This window comes from Pseudomonas khavaziana (assembly GCF_036704165.1).
Taxonomy (GTDB): domain Bacteria; phylum Pseudomonadota; class Gammaproteobacteria; order Pseudomonadales; family Pseudomonadaceae; genus Aquipseudomonas; species Aquipseudomonas khavaziana.
This window is the reverse complement of sequence record NZ_CP129946.1, coordinates 274,325-291,365: the sequence shown is the minus strand read 5'-3', so window position 1 is coordinate 291,365 and position 17,041 is coordinate 274,325. Positions and strand designations below refer to the sequence as shown.

Annotated in this window: 17 protein-coding genes; 6 read left to right on the top strand and 11 right to left on the bottom strand. The window is 59.5% G+C overall.

Annotation, left to right across the window (positions count from 1 at the left end; all coding sequences use genetic code 11):
* Positions 1-28 precede the first annotated feature (28 nt).
* The gene (locus tag QYQ93_RS01305; RefSeq protein ID WP_043048324.1) at positions 29-748 is read left to right on the top strand and encodes a PA5502 family lipoprotein; all 720 of its coding nucleotides are present in this window, start codon (positions 29-31) and stop codon (positions 746-748) included.
* Between the two features lie 99 nt (positions 749-847).
* On the opposite strand, the gene katE is transcribed toward QYQ93_RS01305, so the two are convergent.
* Entirely contained in the window at positions 848-2,989 is a 2,142-nt protein-coding gene (gene katE, locus QYQ93_RS01300) for a catalase HPII (protein ID WP_043048323.1), read from the bottom strand.
* A gap of 265 nt (positions 2,990-3,254) precedes the next feature.
* Here katE and QYQ93_RS01295 point away from each other — a divergent pair, with 265 nt between their 5' ends.
* From QYQ93_RS01295 to QYQ93_RS01285, 3 genes are read left to right on the top strand one after another with little or no spacing between them, the layout of a single operon-like run.
* Positions 3,255-4,262, top strand: coding sequence for a methionine ABC transporter ATP-binding protein (locus tag QYQ93_RS01295; RefSeq protein WP_043048321.1), 1,008 nt, complete (start codon positions 3,255-3,257; stop codon positions 4,260-4,262).
* Entirely contained in the window at positions 4,262-4,936 is a 675-nt protein-coding gene (locus tag QYQ93_RS01290) for a methionine ABC transporter permease (protein WP_003187354.1), read from the top strand. The genes QYQ93_RS01295 and QYQ93_RS01290 overlap by 1 nt, the downstream gene beginning before the upstream one ends.
* 51 nt (positions 4,937-4,987) lie before the next feature.
* Complete coding sequence (locus QYQ93_RS01285) at positions 4,988-5,758, top strand: MetQ/NlpA family ABC transporter substrate-binding protein (protein ID WP_043048319.1); 771 nt, start codon at positions 4,988-4,990, stop codon at positions 5,756-5,758.
* 147 nt (positions 5,759-5,905) lie between these two features.
* On the opposite strand, the gene QYQ93_RS01280 is transcribed toward QYQ93_RS01285, so the two are convergent.
* The 6 genes from QYQ93_RS01280 to QYQ93_RS01255 form a co-directional block, all read right to left on the bottom strand.
* The gene (locus QYQ93_RS01280) at positions 5,906-6,262 is read right to left on the bottom strand and encodes a Bro-N domain-containing protein (RefSeq protein ID WP_338476120.1); all 357 of its coding nucleotides are present in this window, start codon (positions 6,260-6,262) and stop codon (positions 5,906-5,908) included.
* A 393-nt stretch (positions 6,263-6,655) separates the two neighbouring features.
* Complete coding sequence (locus QYQ93_RS01275; RefSeq protein WP_043048316.1) at positions 6,656-7,291, bottom strand: SCO family protein; 636 nt, start codon at positions 7,289-7,291, stop codon at positions 6,656-6,658.
* The gene (gene cyoE, locus QYQ93_RS01270; protein ID WP_043048315.1) at positions 7,288-8,187 is read right to left on the bottom strand and encodes a heme o synthase; all 900 of its coding nucleotides are present in this window, start codon (positions 8,185-8,187) and stop codon (positions 7,288-7,290) included. The genes QYQ93_RS01275 and cyoE overlap by 4 nt, the downstream gene beginning before the upstream one ends.
* Positions 8,175-9,254 (bottom strand): COX15/CtaA family protein, encoded by a 1,080-nt coding sequence (locus QYQ93_RS01265; protein ID WP_217880630.1) that lies wholly within the window; start codon positions 9,252-9,254, stop codon positions 8,175-8,177. The genes cyoE and QYQ93_RS01265 overlap by 13 nt, the downstream gene beginning before the upstream one ends.
* A 9-nt stretch (positions 9,255-9,263) precedes the next feature.
* Complete coding sequence (locus tag QYQ93_RS01260; protein WP_338476118.1) at positions 9,264-9,848, bottom strand: hypothetical protein; 585 nt, start codon at positions 9,846-9,848, stop codon at positions 9,264-9,266.
* Positions 9,814-10,578, bottom strand: a complete 765-nt coding sequence (locus QYQ93_RS01255) for an SURF1 family protein (RefSeq protein ID WP_043048313.1) — start codon at positions 10,576-10,578, stop codon at positions 9,814-9,816. Before QYQ93_RS01255 ends, QYQ93_RS01260 begins: the two co-directional genes overlap by 35 nt.
* A gap of 33 nt (positions 10,579-10,611) precedes the next feature.
* On the opposite strand from QYQ93_RS01255, the gene QYQ93_RS01250 reads away from it, so the two are divergent.
* Positions 10,612-10,815: a twin transmembrane helix small protein gene (locus QYQ93_RS01250; RefSeq protein WP_043048312.1), complete on the top strand. Its 204-nt coding sequence runs from the start codon at positions 10,612-10,614 to the stop codon at positions 10,813-10,815.
* 6 nt (positions 10,816-10,821) lie between these two features.
* Here QYQ93_RS01250 and QYQ93_RS01245 read toward each other — a convergent pair whose 3' ends face one another.
* From QYQ93_RS01245 to coxB, 4 genes are all read right to left on the bottom strand, one after another.
* Positions 10,822-11,709 carry a cytochrome c oxidase subunit 3 gene (locus tag QYQ93_RS01245; protein WP_043048310.1) on the bottom strand — a complete coding sequence of 296 codons (888 nt, stop codon included), beginning with the start codon at positions 11,707-11,709 and terminating at the stop codon, positions 10,822-10,824.
* A gap of 35 nt (positions 11,710-11,744) precedes the next feature.
* Entirely contained in the window at positions 11,745-12,296 is a 552-nt protein-coding gene (locus tag QYQ93_RS01240; protein WP_124398841.1) for a cytochrome c oxidase assembly protein, read from the bottom strand.
* Between the two features lie 177 nt (positions 12,297-12,473).
* On the bottom strand, positions 12,474-14,057 hold the full coding sequence (ctaD, locus tag QYQ93_RS01235) for a cytochrome c oxidase subunit I (RefSeq protein ID WP_043048306.1): 1,584 nt from the start codon (positions 14,055-14,057) through the stop codon (positions 12,474-12,476).
* A 58-nt stretch (positions 14,058-14,115) separates the two neighbouring features.
* Positions 14,116-15,243, bottom strand: coding sequence for a cytochrome c oxidase subunit II (gene coxB, locus QYQ93_RS01230; protein WP_124398840.1), 1,128 nt, complete (start codon positions 15,241-15,243; stop codon positions 14,116-14,118).
* Between the two features lie 369 nt (positions 15,244-15,612).
* Here coxB and QYQ93_RS01225 point away from each other — a divergent pair, with 369 nt between their 5' ends.
* A complete protein-coding gene (locus QYQ93_RS01225) occupies positions 15,613-16,260 on the top strand; it encodes a hypothetical protein (protein ID WP_338476116.1) in 648 nt (215 codons plus the stop codon).
* Positions 16,261-17,041 lie beyond the last annotated feature (781 nt).

Below are 17,041 nucleotides of genomic sequence, written 5' to 3'. Positions count from 1 at the left end.
CTTTTTGCGCAAATAGAGAGTCGCAGGAATGAAGCCGTTCACCTCCCGTTATCTGCTCCTTGCCGCATTTTCCCTGCTGCTGGGCGCCTGTCAAAGCACGCCGCCCGCTGCCCCGGAGGCCCCGGACGCACGCGCTGTGACCATCGCGCAGCTGGAGCAAAACCTGGCCAGCAGCGAGCTGGCAACCGCCGAAGACCAACTTGCGGCGTTGCAGGCCCAGTCGCCTAACGATCCCGCACTTGAGGCCTATCAGCGTCAATTGGCCGAAGCCTACCTGCAGCGCAGCCAGATCGTCCTGCAAAAAGGCGACGTCAATGCCGCCGCCACAGCCCTGAGCCGTGCCCGCGCACTGATGCCCAAGGCGCCCGCACTGACCGGTGGCGTCAACAGCGCCATCAGCCATGCGCGCAAGGCCGAACTGGATCAGGCAGAAGCCGCACTGAAAGCCGCCGAAGCCAAGCCGGCGGCCAAGGTCATCGACCCGGCGGCGCCCAGCACCACGGTGGCGCTGAACCTCGCGGATATCGACGACATGCGTCATCAGTTGGATGCCATCGCTACCGACGTGGTGAATTACCAGTGCGACGTCAGCATTCAAGTGCCGCGCACCCAGGACTACCCGTGGCTGGCCACATTGCTGACCAAACGGGTGAAGCGGATTGATTCGGGGTACGACCTGAAGATTCACCGGCAGATTCTGAAACATATTCCGGCGCAGGTTGTGCTGATTCCGCGCAAGGCGGACTAAAGAGCATCGGGAACAAGCCCCTCCCACACTTGAATGTCTTAACAATTCAAGTGTGGGAGGGGCTTGTTCCCGATGACGATCTAACTAACAACCCTGAGTTTAGGCCGGAATCGCCTTGGATTTCGGCTCCCGCTCCCACACCCGATGCTGAGCAATCGCAGCAAAGAACGCCTTGAACGCCTTGGCATCAGCGCCCACGATCAACCCCGCATCCGCTTCCAGCTTCAGCAGGTCCAGCAACGGCTTCACATCACTGGCCACCGCAATCGCCTTGAGGTGCTTGTAAGCTTCCAGCACGTAATGCAACGCCACACCATCACCGCTCAGTGCTTTGACAGACTCTGCACCGCCTGGGATAAACACCGCGTCAAAGGCAATGGACGGCATGCCTTCCATCGAAGCGTCTACCGGGAGCGTCTTGCCATCTGCGGTAGTCACAGGCGCCGACGTCGGCCCCAGCAATTTGGCATGGGCGCCTTCAGCCTCCAGCGCGGCCTTAAGCGCATCGATCGCCGCACCATCCACGCCGTTAGCCGCCAGAATCGCCACTTTGCGCGTCTTGATATCACCCGACAGCAAGTTCACCTGGCTCAACGCTGGCGATTCTTTCAGCGATGTCTCACGCGCTGGGACTGTGCCTTTGGTCGGCGCCGGCACGCCCAGGTTTTGCGCAACGCGCTTGGCCAATTCCAGATCGATATTGGCCAGAATCTCATTCACCTGGCGCGCACGGATAAACTCACGTTCCACCTTGCCCAACTCGAAGCTATAGGCCGCGATGATGTGCTCTTTCTCGTGATGGCTCATGCTGTTGTAAAACAGCGTAGCCTGGGAGAAGTGATCACCGAAAGACTCACTGCGCTCGCGCACTTTGTTGGCGTCGACACGCTCGTAATAGGTTTCGAAGCCACCATCCTGCGGCGCAGGCGGGGTTTCTTTCGGCCAACCGCCATCAATCGAGTTTGGTTCGTACGAAGCACGGCCTTTGTCGATGACCGTACGATGCTGGGCATCGCGCTGGCCGTTATGGAACGGCACCACAGGTCGGTTGATCGGGATCTCGTGGAAGTTCGGCCCGCCCAGACGGCTGATCTGAGTATCCGTATAGGAAAACAGACGGCCTTGCAGCAGCGGGTCGTTGGTAAAGTCGATACCCGGCACGATATGGCCTGGGCAGAAAGCGACCTGCTCTACCTCAGCGAAGAAGTTATCCGGGTTGCGGTTGAGTACCATCTTGCCCAGCGGCGTAATCGGTACCAGCTCCTCGGGGATAATCTTGGTGGGGTCGAGCAAGTCGAAATCGAACTTGTGTTCGTCTTCTTCCGCCACGATCTGCACACCCAGTTCCCACTCAGGATAGTCGCCACTTTCAATCGATTCCCACAGGTCACGACGGTGGTAATCGGTATCTTTACCGGCAAGTTTCTGCGCTTCGTCCCACACCAGCGAGCAAGTGCCTACCTTCGGCCGCCAGTGGAATTTGACGAAGCTGGATTTGCCCTCGGTATTGATCAGGCGGAAGGTGTGCACACCAAATCCCTGCATGGCTCGCAGGCTTTTCGGAATGGCCCGGTCAGACATGGCCCAGATCACCATGTGCGCCGACTCTGGCTGCAGCGAAACGAAATCCCAGAACGTATCGTGGGCCGAGCCACCGGTAGGAATTTCGTTGTGGGGCTCAGGTTTTACCGCATGCACAAAGTCAGGAAACTTGATCGCATCCTGGATGAAGAACACCGGCATGTTATTGCCCACCAGGTCAAAGTTGCCTTCCTCGGTGAAGAACTTCACGGCAAAACCACGTACGTCACGTACGGTATCGCCCGAGCCACGCGGGCCCTGCACCGTGGAAAATCGTGCGAACACTGGGGTTTTATGCTCAGGAGTACGCAGGAAACCAGCCTTGGTCAGCGCCGAATGGTCTTCATAAGATTGGAAATAGCCGTGGGCGCCAGTACCGCGGGCATGCACGATGCGCTCCGGGATACGTTCATGGTCAAAATGCGTGATTTTTTCACGCATGATGAAGTCTTCCAGCAACGAAGGGCCACGGGCGCCGACTTTGAGGGTGTTCTGGTTATCGGCAATCTTTACGCCTTGGTTGGTGCGCAGGGCCTGGCCGGTCGCATCGGAACGGAATTCTTCCAGAGCCTGCAGCTTGGCGTTGGTGTTGCCACGGTCCAGGGTATCAGTACCCGCGACTTCACTCTTGGCCGGGGTGGCTGGCTTCTTGATACTCATCAGTCAAAACTCCTTATTCAAAGTGGCCAGAGCGGTCCCCGGCTCGTTTGAGCAAAACCCCAGGCACGGCACCTGGGAAATCGAGTTGCTTAAGTAATGACTGACGCGGTATTGCACCGTTCCTTTTTTATGACCTTTGATCGCGTTATTGCCAAATGACTGGATGAATGCGAAATAAATGCTAAGAAACGCTATACGGACAGGCTAAAATGCGCGCCCGGCTAACCGCTGATCCCTTTTCAATGCGCCCCACAAGGTTCGCTACGTGATCGAGTTTCAAAACGTTCATAAAACCTACCGCGTCGCCGGTAAGGATATCCCCGCACTGCACCCCACCAGCCTGCGCGTCGAGAACGGCCAGGTGTTTGGCCTGATTGGCCATTCGGGTGCAGGTAAAAGCACCCTGCTGCGCCTGATCAACCGCCTGGAAGAGCCCAGCGGTGGTCAGATCAGCGTGGATGGCGAAGAAGTCACCGCCCTGGACGCCAACGGCCTGCGCCGGTTCCGCCAGCAGGTCGGCATGATCTTCCAGCACTTCAACCTGCTGGCGTCCAAGACCGTCGCCGACAACGTGGCGCTGCCGCTGACCCTGGCCGGTGAGCTGTCGCGCAAGGCCATCGACCAACGCGTCGCCGAACTGCTCGCGCGCGTCGGCCTGTCGGACCACGCCAAGAAGTACCCGGCGCAGTTATCCGGCGGCCAGAAGCAACGTGTCGGCATCGCCCGTGCCTTGGCGACCAAACCAAAAATCTTGCTGTGCGACGAAGCCACCAGCGCCCTCGATCCGCAAACCACCGCGTCTGTCCTGCAACTGCTGGCCGAGATCAACCGCGAGCTGAACCTGACCATCGTGCTGATCACCCATGAAATGGATGTGATCCGCCGCGTGTGCGACCAGGTCGCCGTGATGGACGCCGGAGTGATTGTCGAGCAAGGCTCGGTGGCCGACGTGTTCCTGCATCCCCAGCACCCAACCACCAAGCGCTTTGTACAGGAAGCCGAACAGGTCGACGAAGGCGAGCAGCGCGACGACTTCGCCCATGTACCAGGCCGTATCGTGCGCCTGACATTCCAGGGTGAAGCGACCTACGCGCCACTGCTGGGTACCGTCGCCCGGGAAACGGGTGTGGACTACAGCATCCTTGCCGGTCGTATCGACCGCATCAAAGACATCCCTTACGGGCAACTGACCCTTGCCGTCACCGGCGGTGACATGGAAGCCGCGTTTGCGCGCTTCACCGCCGCAGACGTTCACATGGAGGTCCTGCGCTGATGGACGTTTTCCTGAGTTTCTTTGCCAACATCGACTGGTCGGAAATCTGGCTCGCCACCGGCGACACCATGACCATGCTGTTCGGCTCGCTGTTCTTCACCGTGCTATTGGGCCTGCCCCTGGGCGTGCTGCTGTTCCTGACCAGCCCGCGCCAACTGTTCGAACAAAAAGGCCTGTATGCGCTGTTGTCGCTGATCGTAAACATCCTGCGGTCGCTGCCGTTCATCATTCTGCTGATCGTGATGATTCCGTTCACGGTACTGATCACCGGCACGTCGCTGGGTGTCGCCGGTGCGATCCCACCGCTGGTCGTCGGCGCTACGCCATTCTTTGCGCGCCTGGTGGAAACCGCACTGCGCGAAGTGGACCGTGGCATCATCGAAGCCACTCAAGCCATGGGGGCTACCACCCGCCAGATCATCACCAACGCCCTGTTGCCCGAAGCCCGCCCTGGCATTTTCGCGGCGATTACAGTGACGGCGATTACATTGGTTTCCTACACCGCAATGGCCGGTGTGGTCGGTGCTGGCGGCCTGGGCGACCTGGCAATCCGCTTTGGCTACCAACGCTTCCAGACCGATGTGATGGTGGTCACTGTGGTGATGCTGTTGATCCTGGTGCAAATTCTGCAAACCGTCGGCGACAGGCTGGTGGTGCACTTTTCTCGAAAATAACGGCCATTGCCGGCCCAGAGCCGGCAGATGCCCGAACAAGGAGCTTGCTGGATGAAAAAACTACTGGTTGCCTTCGCTGCCGTTGCCGCGTTTTCCGCCCATGCCGAGACTATCAAGGTCGCTGCCTCACCGGTGCCTCACGCGGAAATTCTCGAATTCGTGAAGCCTGCCCTTGCCAAAGAAGGCGTGGACTTGCAGGTCAAAGTCTTCACCGACTACGTGCAGCCCAACGTGCAAGTCGCCGAAAAGCGTCTGGACGCCAACTTCTTCCAGCACCAGCCGTACCTGGATGAATTCAACAAAGCCAAGGGCACTCACCTGGTGAGCGTTGGCGGCGTGCACTTGGAACCCCTGGGCGCCTACTCCAGCAAGTACAAGAAACTGGACGAACTGCCAAGCGGCGCCAACGTGGTAATCCCGAACGACGCCACCAATGGCGGTCGCGCGCTGTTGCTGCTGGCCAAGAACGGCCTGATCACCCTGAAGGACCCGACCGACATCCTGTCGACCATCAAGGACATCACCGCGAACCCGAAAAACCTGAAATTCCGCGAACTGGAAGCCGCCACTTTGCCGCGCGTGCTGACCCAGGTCGACCTGGCGCTGATCAACACCAACTACGCCCTGGAAGCCAAGCTGGACCCATCCAAGGATGCTCTGGTAATCGAAGGCAGCGACTCGCCTTACGTGAACATCCTGGTGACCCGCGAAGACAACAAGGATTCGGACGCAGTGAAGAAACTGATTGCAGCACTGCACACGCCCGAGGTGAAAAAATTCATCGAAGAGAAGTACAAAGGCGCGATCAAGCCAGCATTCTGATCCGCCTCGATCTCCAAAACACTGGAGATCAAAATGTGGGAGGGGGCTTGCCCCCGATAGCAGAGTGTCAGTCGATGCATGAGCTGACTGGTCCACCGCTATCGGGAGCAAGCCCCCTCCCACATTTGTTTTGCGTCGCTTGTGAGATCAAACCAACGCACAGGCCCGCTGTTTACCGCGCAAGGTCGGCACAACCTCATGGGTGAGCCACTGACGCAGGCAACGATTTTCCGGATAGTAGTGATAAATTAGCATCGCATAGACGCCAGACTCGCTGAGCATCAAGGTCGAGTCGGTGCGGCCATGGGTGATCAGCGATAACGTTTGCTGCTGATCAACATCGAGCTTGCGCAGTAACGCCGCATTGAGGTGCAGACCCATCAGGCGGCCGATGTCACCGGCACTGAACCAAGGTTGAGCGTCGATCAGCACGACGTGCAATTGGTGATGATGGCGGGTGAATACTTCTGGGGTGATGGGTGGATCAGGGGTCAGCATGTTCATTGGGACAACTCCGGGTATGAAGAGGAGCTGCCAACGGCCTTCCTACGGGCTTGGGTGGCAGCCATACGCGGGGTAGGAACCGAGTACCCAGGGATCTCAGCCACGTCGAAACGTGCCCGCGCATAGCCGCCGCGGCTGATATTACGGGCACAAAAAAAACGCCGCAATCAGACGGTGGCGTTATGACGCCGAGGGTACATAAAAGGGTTCCTACGCCCTGTCACTGAATTTGCAGCGACAGGCCAAAGACTAGCCACACAAGCACCACCCAGCAAGTTCACGCAAAGCGCGACAACATGCAGGAAATGTCCGACACCGCACTTTTTTAAACTTTGCACAAAACCAAATGTGGGAGGGGGCTTGCCCCCTCCCACATTTGCTTTGTGTTGCCTGCTAATTTCGCTGTAGCAGCACTGGCAACTGCGCTACCAGCTTCTGGTTGTTCAGCGGCGCACGGATAAACCCACGCTGGGTGCCGTCCGGGCCGATCAGCGCGAGGTTGCCGCTGTGATCCACGGTGTAGTTCGGCTTGCTGGTATCTGCCGGAATGAAGGGTATGCTCACGGCATTCGAGACCTTCTGCACATCTTCCACATTCGCGCCGGTCAGCCCTTCGAACTGCGGATCGAAGTAGCCCAGGTACTGCTTGAGCTGGGCCGGAGTGTCGCGGTTCGGGTCGACGCTGACCAGGATCACCTCCAATTTATCCACAGCCTCTTTGGGCAGCTCGCTTTTGATCTGGCGCAGTTGGGCGAGGGTGGTCGGGCAAATATCCGGGCAGAAGGTGTATCCAAAAAACAGCAGGCTCCACTTGCCTTTCAATTCATTGACCAGCACCGGCTGGCCGTCCTGGTTGGTCATACTCACCGAAGGTAATTGGCGGCTTTGCGGCAACAGGATGATGCCGGCGTCGATCAGCGCGGTGGGGTCGCCCTGGCCCTTGCCCGAGAGCACTTTGTTAACGGTCAGGCCCATGATCAACGCCACAAGGGCCACGAGGATGAAGACGGTTTTTTGAGTTCGAGTCATAGGTTCAACAGTAGGTAGTGGTCTACGAGCAGGGCGATAAACAACAGGAACAGGTACCAGATAGAGTACTTGAACGTGTTGATCGCCGCGTGCGGCTGGCTGCCACGGTACAGCACCCAGGCCCATTGCAGAAAGCGTGCTCCCAATACCAAGGCACAAGCCAGGTAGAGCAGGCCGCTCATATGGATGACGTAGGGCAACAGGCTCACCGCCAGCAAAGCAAAGGTATACAGCAGGATGTGCACCTTGGTGTAGTGCTCGCCATGGGTGACCGGCAGCATCGGGATATCGGCCTTGGCGTATTCCTCTTTGCGGTGGATGGCCAGGGCCCAGAAGTGTGGCGGGGTCCAGGCGAAGATGATCAGTACCAGCAGCAGGGGTTCGGCACTCACATGCCCGGTGACGGCGACCCAGCCCAGCAGTGGCGGCGCTGCGCCGGCGAGGCCGCCGATGACGATATTTTGCGGCGTCGCGCGCTTGAGAAAACCGGTATAGATCACTGCGTAACCGAGCAGCGAGGCCAGCGTCAGCCATGCCGCCAGCGGGTTGGTGAATGCAAGCAGCAGGGCCAATCCCGCAACAGCCAGAAACAATGCAAACGCTAACGCCGCAACCGGCGATACACGCCCCTCAGCCATCGGGCGTTTATGGGTACGCGCCATCACCGCATCAATCCGTCGATCGACCACGTGGTTCACCGCCGCCGCGCCGCCGGCACACAGGGCAATGCCCAGGTTGCCGAAAAGCAGCACCGTCCACGGCACCCCGGCGCGGGTGGCGAGAAACATGCCCACCAGCGAGGTGATCAGCATCAGCACCACTACTTTCGGCTTGGTCAGCTCCAGATAATCGCGCCAGATCGCCTGATCGCGACGTGCGCCGATCAAGGTCGCCATGGCATTTCTCCTTTAAGGGTGATCAGGCCCGAAACCCGTTTGCGCGGGCTGAAACGCCAGCCGAACGGTAACTGGTGGCGAACCCGGACCAGGCTGGTACGGGCGTGGTAATTGACCAGTACCAGGGTCAGTAACAACGCCGCTCCACCCGCGTTATGCCCCACCGCCACCGGCAACGGCAGGCCGAAAGCCACATTGCTCACCCCCAGGCTGATTTGCGCAGCCAGGGCGATCAACAACAAACCCGCCAGCCGCGTCATGCCCACGGCGCGAAGCTGCCAGGCCAGGCCCAGCAGCACCAGGGTGACCAGTACAGCGCCGATGCGATGGGTCAGGTGGATCGCCGTGCGCGCCTCGCTGTCGAGCTGGCCGCCCAAGTAATTGGGACCGATGTGCTGGGTCAGGTGAAAGCCATTGGCAAAATCTGCCGCCGGCCACCATTGACCGTGGCAGGTCGGCAGGTCGACACAGGCCACGGCCGCATAGTTGGAGCTGACCCAACCGCCCAGCGCGATCTGCCCGATCACCAGTACCAGCCCCGCCGTCGCCCAATACTGCAGGCGCTTGGGCACGATCAGCGCCGGCAGCACGCCAGATAAACGCAGGGTCAGCAAAAACAGCAGGCTCAAGGTCGCAAAACCACCCAACAGGTGCCCGGTGACGACTTGCGGCCACAACTTCAAGGTCACCGTCCACATGCCAAAGGCGGCTTGGGCGAATACCACCACCAACACAAACATGGGCAATTTCACCGGCTGGCCCGGATCACGCCGATGGCTCCACGAGCGCGCGGCCAGTAGCGCGATCAATAGCCCCAGGCTGCCCGCGAAATAGCGATGGGTCATCTCGGCCCAGCCTTTGTCAGCCTCTACCGGCGTGTCGGGAAAATGCAGTTCGGCATGGGCCAATTGGGCTTCGCTGTTGGGCACGCTGATAAAACCGTAGCAACCCGGCCAATCCGGGCAGCCCAGGCCGGCATGGGTCAGGCGCGTGTAGGCGCCTAGCAGCACCACAATCAGCGCCAGCAACGTGGCAAACAGCGCGAGACGAAATCCAGGCTTGGCCATGACGATCCCTTATCCGATGTTCGACAGTTTCAGCAGCAGGCGCAGGTCGTTGAGCAAGTCCTTGCCCTTGACCTTGGCGTCGTAGCGCAGCACCAGGTTGCCGTGGGGGTCGACGATCCACAGTTGCGCTTCGCCGGGGGCGGCGGCGCTCCTGGTAAAGGTCGGCAGATCCAGCGGGTAACGCTGCAGTTGTGGGTATTCGGCCTTGAGCTTGGCGTCGTATTGCGCAGCGACAGGTTGCGCGCTGGCCAGGGCGTGGCTGGCACGGGAGGCGTCGCGGCCGAGGCCGATCTGCAGTTGCCGAGCGAGGTAGACCAATTGCTGGCAATCGGCAGCGCAAGTAGCAGGGGCAGTAACCAGCAGCTGCCAGCGATCTTCATCTGCCTGTACGCCGATGTCGGCACGGGCCTGGCCGTTGCCGATCAGTTCGCCGTGGTAGCTGCGACTGTCCGGAACCCAGAATTGCAGCTTGTACATCAGGGTCGCCAGCACCATCGGGCCGACCACCATGAGCAGGATCAGGACCAGTTGCCAGCGACCTTTGCGGCGGTCAGGCACCTCAGATATGTTGAGTGGATTCATGGCCGCTCCCATGGGGCTTCTCCTTTTTGTTGTGCCATCCGAGGTAGAGATAGAGCACCAGCAACGCCAGTGCCATGGCGAACCACTGCACTGCATAGGCCAGGTGTTTTTCCGGGCCCATGGCGACTATTGGCCAGGTAGTTTCGTACGTACCGGGCCCGGCTTCGGCACGTAGTTCGTAGGCAAAGCCGCTACGCCCAAGCTCGTCCCACAGCGCGGCGGGGTGCAACGCGGTAAGCAGACGCGGCCATTGCGAGCTTGCAGGGTCGGCATGCAGCTGGAAGGTCTCACCGGGGGCGACATAGACCCAGGCGTCGAGATTCAGTGCCTGTTCAGGAGTGGAAAAGGCCGGTGGCGTACGCCGGTCCGGCCACGGCAGCCAGCCGCGATTAAGCAACAGCCACAGGCCGCTGGCCTGATCGTGAAAGGGTTGCAGCAACTCGACACCAACCTTGCCGTCACGCATACGGTTATCCAGCAGCACGCTGTGCTCGGCATCGAATTGACCACGAAGATGGACACGGCGGAAGGCTGGATCGGCCATGTCGTTGAGTTGCACGCTGCTCACCGGCTCGGCGGCGCGGCGCTCGGCATAGCTGTCCACCAGCAGCTGTTTTTCATGCCCTCGAGCCAGTTGCCAGAACCCCAGGCTCACCATCAATGGCAACAACACCAGCACCACCAGCGTCGGTGCGATACCCGGACGAAAGCGCTGCATGGCACTGGCTATACTGGATCTCATCGCCCCTCCCCCCAATAGCCCTGGAGCCAGACCATGCTCAAAGCAGCCATTGCCCTGATGCTGATCGCGACTGTCGTGAGCCTGTTCAGTGGCTTGTTCTTCCTGGTCAAGGACGAGGGCAACTCCAACCGCCTCGTCACTGCCTTGACCGTGCGCGTGGTACTGGCCGTGATTACCGTGAGCTTGATCGCCTGGGGCTTTTTCAGCGGCCAACTGGTCTCTCATGCGCCGTGGTAAACCACCTCACAGCACATAAACGAAGAAAAACAGCCCGATCCACACCACATCCACAAAGTGCCAATACCAACTGGCCGCCTCGAAACCGAACTGATGCTCGGCGTTGAAATGCCCACGCAGGATGCGCATCAGCATCACAAACAAAATGATGGTGCCAATGGTCACGTGGGCACCGTGAAAGCCCGTGAGCATGAAGAAGGTCGCGCCGTACACGCCAGAGCCCAAGGTCAAGCCCAGCTCTTTATAGGCGTGGATGTATTCCTCAGCCTGAAAACCGAGAAACGCCAGGCCCAGCAGCACGGTGATCGCCAGCCAGATCTTCAGCGCACCGCGATGGCCTTTACGCAGGGCATGGTGGGCGATGGTGATGGTCACGCTGGAGCTCACCAGCAGAATGGTATTCACCAACGGCAGGCCCCAGGGGCTGATGGTGCCTTTGGGCGCCGGGTAGAGCTTGGGATCGGGGTTGTTGAGCAGCGGCCAGGCAAACTCGAAATTCGGCCACAGCATATGGGCGATGCCTTTGGGGCCTTCGCCCGCCAGCCAGGGGCCCGCCCACACGCGGACATAGAACAGCGCACCAAAAAAGGCGATGAAGAACATCACCTCGGAAAAGATGAACCAGGTCATGCCCCAGCGAAACGAGCGATCCATCTGCGCGCTGTACAAACCGGCGCGGCTTTCCTTGATCACCGCGCCGAACCAGCCGAACAGCATGTAGGCCAGCAGCAGCCCGCCGACGAAAAAGATCCACGGGCCATGGGATTCCGGACGCGCCGCCTTCAAGTCGTTGAACCACACGGCCAGGCCATACACGGTGACCAGCAGGCCAATTGTGGCAATTATTGGCCATTTGCTTTGCGCTGGTACGTAGTACGTATCATGAGTCGACATGTATTCGCTCTCCTGATTGAGGGGGCAAACAGTAGCTAGCCGCCGCTGTTCGCGGCCACCGGCGCTTGCCGCGCAGTGATATCAAACAGCGTGTAAGCCAGGGTCAAATGCTTCACATCCTTGGGCATGGCGCGGTCGACGATAAAACGCACCGGCATTTCGATACGCTCGCCTGGCTGCAGCACCTGCTGGGTAAAGCAAAAGCATTCGGTCTTGTGGAAATACATCGCCGCCTCGGCCGGGGAAATGCTCGGGATCGCCTGGGCCGTCATCGGCTTATCGGTCGGGTTATAGGCCACAAACAGCATCTCGTTGACTGCCCCGGGGTTGACCACGATTTCATCGGCTTTGGAGTGAAACTCCCACACCATGTCGATGGCATTGGTTGACAGAAACTGCACCCGCACCTGGCGTGAAGGGTCAACGATTTGCTCACCCTCGTACTGCCCGGCGGTCTTGCCGTTGATGCCAAATGCCTTGCACATCACGTCGTAGATCGGCACCAGGGCGAAGCCGAAGGCGAACATCGCCAGCACCAGGATCAGCAGGCGGGTGACCAGGCGTTTGAGGGGCACGGAGTCAGCCATGACACCCACCCAAGGCTGGTGCAGTCAATGTGGGAGGGGCGGTGCGACGATTCGACTTGCTCCCGATGACGGTGTGCCAGGCGACATCATTAGTGGATGTGAGACCGCCAGCGGGAGCAAGTCGAATCGTCGCACCGCCCCTCCCACATGTACCGCGTTCGCAACACACAGAGGTATTCATTTGACCTCCGGCGGTGTGGTGAATGTGTGATATGGGGCGGGCGAGGGCACGCTCCATTCCAGCCCTTCGGCGCCATCCCACGGCTTGGCGGGTGCCGGTGTGCCGCCACGGATGCACTTGATGACAATGAACAGGAAGAAGATCTGCGTAGCACCGAACATGAAGGCGCCCACGGATGAGACCATGTTGAAGTCGGCGAACTGCAGGTTGTAGTCCGGTATCCGGCGCGGCATGCCGGCCAGCCCCACGAAGTGCATGGGGAAGAACGCCAGGTTCATGCCCACGAAGGACAGCCAGAAGTGCAACTTGCCCAGGGTTTCGTCGTACATGTGGCCGGTCCATTTCGGCAGCCAGTAGTAGGCCGAGGCGAAGATCCCGAAGATCGCGCCGGGCACCAGTACGTAATGGAAGTGCGCCACCACGAAGTAGGTGTCGTGGTACTGGAAGTCCGCCGGGGCAATCGCCAGCATCAGCCCGGAGAAACCGCCAATGGTGAACAGGATCACGAACGCCACGGCAAACAGCATCGGCGTCTCGAACGTCAGCGAGCCCTGCCACATGGTGCTGACCCAGTTGAACACCTTCACCCCCGTGGGCACCGCGATCAGCAGGGTCGCGTACATGAAGAACAGCTCACCCACCAGCGGGATACCGACCACGAACATGTGGTGCGCCCACACGATGAACGACAGGAACGCGATACTTGCCGTGGCGTAGACCATCGAGGTGTAGCCGAATAATGGCTTGCGAGAGAAGGTCGGGATGATCGAGCTGACGGCACCGAAGGCCGGCAGGATCATGATGTATACCTCCGGATGGCCGAAGAACCAGAACACGTGCTGGAACAGCACCGGGTCACCGCCGCCGGCAGCACTGAAGAAGCTGGTGCCGAAGTGAATATCCATCAGCATCATGGTCACGCAGCCCGCCAACACCGGCATCACCGCAATCAGCAGGAACGCGGTGATCAGCCAGGTCCACACGAACAGCGGCATTTTCATCAGAGTCATGCCCGGCGCGCGCAGGTTGAGGATGGTGGCAACCACGTTGATCGCGCCCATGATCGAACTGATGCCCATCAGGTGGATGGCGAAGATGAAGAACGTCACGCTCTCCGGTGCGTAGGTGGTGGAGAGCGGTGCATAGAAGGTCCAGCCGAAGTTCGGCCCGCCGCCGGGGCTGAACAGGGTGGACACCAGCAGCAGGAATGCCGCCGGCAGCAGCCAGAAGCTGAAGTTGTTCATGCGCGGCAGGGCCATATCCGGCGCGCCGATCATCAACGGGATCATCCAATTGGCCAGGCCGACGAAGGCCGGCATCACCGCGCCGAACACCATGATCAGGCCATGCATGGTGGTCATTTGGTTGAAGAACGCCGGCTCGACGATCTGCAGGCCCGGCTGGAACAGCTCGGCGCGGATCACCATGGCGAACGAGCCGCCGAGCAGGAACATGGTGAAGGCGAACCACAGGTACATCGTGCCGATGTCTTTGTGATTGGTGGTCAGCACCCAGCGCATCAAGCCTTTGGCAGGGCCGTGGGCATGGTCGGCATGACCATGGTCGATCACAGTGCTCATGGCCGTTCTCCTGCAAGCGAGTCAGCGGGGCGATTCAGGGCATTCGCAACGAAAGTAGTCATTTGCTTTCCGCCTGTTTCAGAGCCAGCACGTCTTTGGGCGTAACCATGTCGCCTTTGTTATTGCCCCAGGCGTTACGCTCGTAGGTCACGACAGCGGCGATATCCACTTCCGAGAGTTGTTTGCCGAAGGCTGCCATCGCGGTACCGGGCTTGCCGTGATAGACGATACCCAAGTGATCGGCTGCGGGGCCGGTGGCGATTTTCGAGCCCTTGAGCGCCGGGAACATCGGCGGCAAACCTTGGCCTTCCGCCTGGTGACACGCCACGCAGGTGGTGTGATAGACCTTGTCGCCACGGGCTACCAGCTCATCCAGCGTCCACTCTTTGGAGGTCAGTTCCTTGAGCTTGGCGGCCTCTTCCTTGCGCTCGCCGAGCCAGGTGTCGTAGTCGGCCTTGGATTTGACCTCGACCACGATGGGCATAAAGCCGTGGTCCTTGCCGCACAGCTCCGCGCATTGGCCACGGTAGATGCCGGGTTTCTCGACGCGGGTCCAAGCCTCGTTGACAAAGCCTGGGATGGCGTCGCGCTTGACCGCAAAGGCCGGCACCCACCAGGAGTGGATCACATCGGCGGCGGTCACCAGAAAGCGCACCTTGGCGCCCACCGGCAACACCAGCGGCTGGTCGACTTCCAGCAAGTAATGTTCGCCTTTGGTCGCCTGGTTATGGATCTGCTCGGCGGGCGTGGCCAGGTTGCTGAAGAACTCCACATCCTGGCCCAGGTACTTGTAGTGCCACTTCCATTGGTAGCCGGTGACCTGGATATCGATATCCGACTCACTGCTGTCGTAGATGTTGATCAGGGTCTTGGTCGCCGGAATGGCCATGGCCACCAGGATCAGCAGGGGCACCACGGTCCAGAGAATCTCCACGGTAGTGCTCTCGTGGAACTTGGCCGCAACCTGGCCCGTGGACCGGCGGTGCAGGATCATCGACCAGAACATGGCGCCAAACACGACGATGCCGATCACCACACAGATCCAGAAGATGGTCATGTGCAGGTCAAACACGGCGTGACTGACTTCAGTAGCCCCTGGCGCCATATTCGTTGTCCAGGCGGCGTGCGCCTGGCCGAATACCGACCACAACAGTAGGCCCATCCAAACGTGTGGATGTCGCGTCATTGCGGGTTCCCCTTTATGTTTCTTGTTATCCCGCCGGTTTGCACCTGCGGCGAAGGGAGCGGCTTCCATACTGCTTACAACCGCCAAGCCTTGCCTGCGTCATGCAGTTGGGCGTCATCAGCTAATTGCGTACAAAACCGAGTATAGACAGCCAGGGCAACCCCGCAATGTGTAGGGGCAAATGAGCGAAAACAGACCGGTGGGCCCAATAAAACCGGGGACGCAAACGTTTATCTGACGAACGATGGCATTTCGATATAACACACACGTATAACCATGAAATAATTATGACAAATGCGTCTTAGGCGCTCGTTTAAACGAGCTACCTTATCCTCTCCCTTTTCCTACACCTGCTTCACTGGAGCCTTCATGAACACCGCCGCATTGCGCGAGCAGATTTCCCGTGCCCGTCAACACGAAGCCAGCACTGGCCAGCTTGCCACACAGCTGGAAAAACAATTGCCGCACCTGCATTCGGCCATTTCCTTGGCTGACGGTGATAGCAACATTGTCATGACCCGCTTTGTCACCGCTTATATCGATCTGGTTCCCGATTTGCTGGACGCCGCCAATGATGTGGCCCGCGAGGCCGGAATTGAAAGCCAAATCAAGCCGGTGCTGAAAATCGCCGAACACTTTTTCCTGCAGCCGCCCGCGATCATGGCTGGGCACGAGGGCCTCGACGGCCTGCTGGACGAGGCTTACCTGGCCCATCGTCTGGTGGAGGAGGTCAACGATCTGTATATCAAGCATTTCGGCCAGCCGTTGATTCCCGCAGATACCACCGTAGCCAATGTGATTGCTCACCGATTGATCGGCGAAACATTCGCCAACCAATTGGATGAAGCCGTACACCACGCGGTAGATGAAATGCTTAACGAAGAAAGCTTTGCGCTGGAGTCGGTCGAGGCCTATCGCGAACAGCTCAAAAGCCCGGAAACAGAAGCGGCGTGGAAGCGCTGGCCATGCCTGTCGCGCCAGCTTGGGGTCGAATTGACGCTGGACCAGCCGGCGTAAATCGTCTGGTTTACAAAGATCAAATGTGGGAGTCCCCACCACATCTTCGATGTGACGCTGTCGCGCAGCAAACTAGGGAGCTTGCTCCTGTGGCGGCCTGACAGCCGAGCAGGATGTCGGTTTTCGTCTTGGGTACATATCCGTTATTTGGGCAACGGCCACTTATGGTTCCGCTTTTACAGCGGCTCACTTTTGAAAAGCGCAAAAGTAAGCAAAACGCTCTTGCCCCACCACTCGGCACCTCGCCTAGGCTCGGTGTGCCCTCACTCCGGCTTGAATCCGTGGGCCGCCGTCATGGGCCATCCCTGGCCCAGGACGGCTAACCCGGCGTCCTGCCGGGTTACCCACGGCTTCAAGCCTGCGTTCGGCCAGCGTGGTTTAACGGGGCGCCTGAGATCAAGATCAAAAGCGACTCGCTGCGCGTCGCAGATACGCTGGCGGTGCTTCTGCTTTTCTGTAGGAGCGAGCTTGCTCGCGAAAAACCTGAGAACGCCGCGTTCTTTCTGGTTTCCCGCGTCATCGTTAACGACCTTCGCGGGCAAGCCCGCTCCCACAGGGGTACGCGCACGCTTCAACGATCAGGTCGGCTATAAGGCCGCCTCGCTGTGTTTTTGATCTAAGGCGCCCCGTTAAACCACGCTGGCCGGAATTCGACAGGGATTTGGGGGGTAAACCGGCAGGGATGCCGGTTTAGCCGCCCCGCGCCATGGATGGCGCGTGGCGGCGGCCCCCAAAATCCCTGTCGGATTACGGGCACACCGAGCCCAAGCGAGGTGCCGAG

Coding starts and splice junctions, on each gene's coding strand:
- QYQ93_RS01240 (WP_124398841.1), bottom strand. CDS start 12,296: ATGGCTGACTCCGTGCCCCTCAAACGCCTGGTCACCCGCCTGCTGATC.
- QYQ93_RS01290 (WP_003187354.1), top strand. CDS start 4,262: ATGGACGTTTTCCTGAGTTTCTTTGCCAACATCGACTGGTCGGAAATC.
- cyoE (WP_043048315.1), bottom strand. CDS start 8,187: ATGGCGACCTTGATCGGCGCACGTCGCGATCAGGCGATCTGGCGCGAT.
- QYQ93_RS01275 (WP_043048316.1), bottom strand. CDS start 7,291: ATGACTCGAACTCAAAAAACCGTCTTCATCCTCGTGGCCCTTGTGGCG.
- coxB (WP_124398840.1), bottom strand. CDS start 15,243: ATGACGCGACATCCACACGTTTGGATGGGCCTACTGTTGTGGTCGGTA.
- QYQ93_RS01260 (WP_338476118.1), bottom strand. CDS start 9,848: ATGGGAGCGGCCATGAATCCACTCAACATATCTGAGGTGCCTGACCGC.
- QYQ93_RS01245 (WP_043048310.1), bottom strand. CDS start 11,709: ATGTCGACTCATGATACGTACTACGTACCAGCGCAAAGCAAATGGCCA.
- katE (WP_043048323.1), bottom strand. CDS start 2,989: ATGAGTATCAAGAAGCCAGCCACCCCGGCCAAGAGTGAAGTCGCGGGT.
- ctaD (WP_043048306.1), bottom strand. CDS start 14,057: ATGAGCACTGTGATCGACCATGGTCATGCCGACCATGCCCACGGCCCT.
- QYQ93_RS01225 (WP_338476116.1), top strand. CDS start 15,613: ATGAACACCGCCGCATTGCGCGAGCAGATTTCCCGTGCCCGTCAACAC.
- QYQ93_RS01280 (WP_338476120.1), bottom strand. CDS start 6,262: ATGAACATGCTGACCCCTGATCCACCCATCACCCCAGAAGTATTCACC.
- QYQ93_RS01255 (WP_043048313.1), bottom strand. CDS start 10,578: ATGAGATCCAGTATAGCCAGTGCCATGCAGCGCTTTCGTCCGGGTATC.
- QYQ93_RS01285 (WP_043048319.1), top strand. CDS start 4,988: ATGAAAAAACTACTGGTTGCCTTCGCTGCCGTTGCCGCGTTTTCCGCC.
- QYQ93_RS01265 (WP_217880630.1), bottom strand. CDS start 9,254: ATGGCCAAGCCTGGATTTCGTCTCGCGCTGTTTGCCACGTTGCTGGCG.
- QYQ93_RS01305 (WP_043048324.1), top strand. CDS start 29: ATGAAGCCGTTCACCTCCCGTTATCTGCTCCTTGCCGCATTTTCCCTG.
- QYQ93_RS01250 (WP_043048312.1), top strand. CDS start 10,612: ATGCTCAAAGCAGCCATTGCCCTGATGCTGATCGCGACTGTCGTGAGC.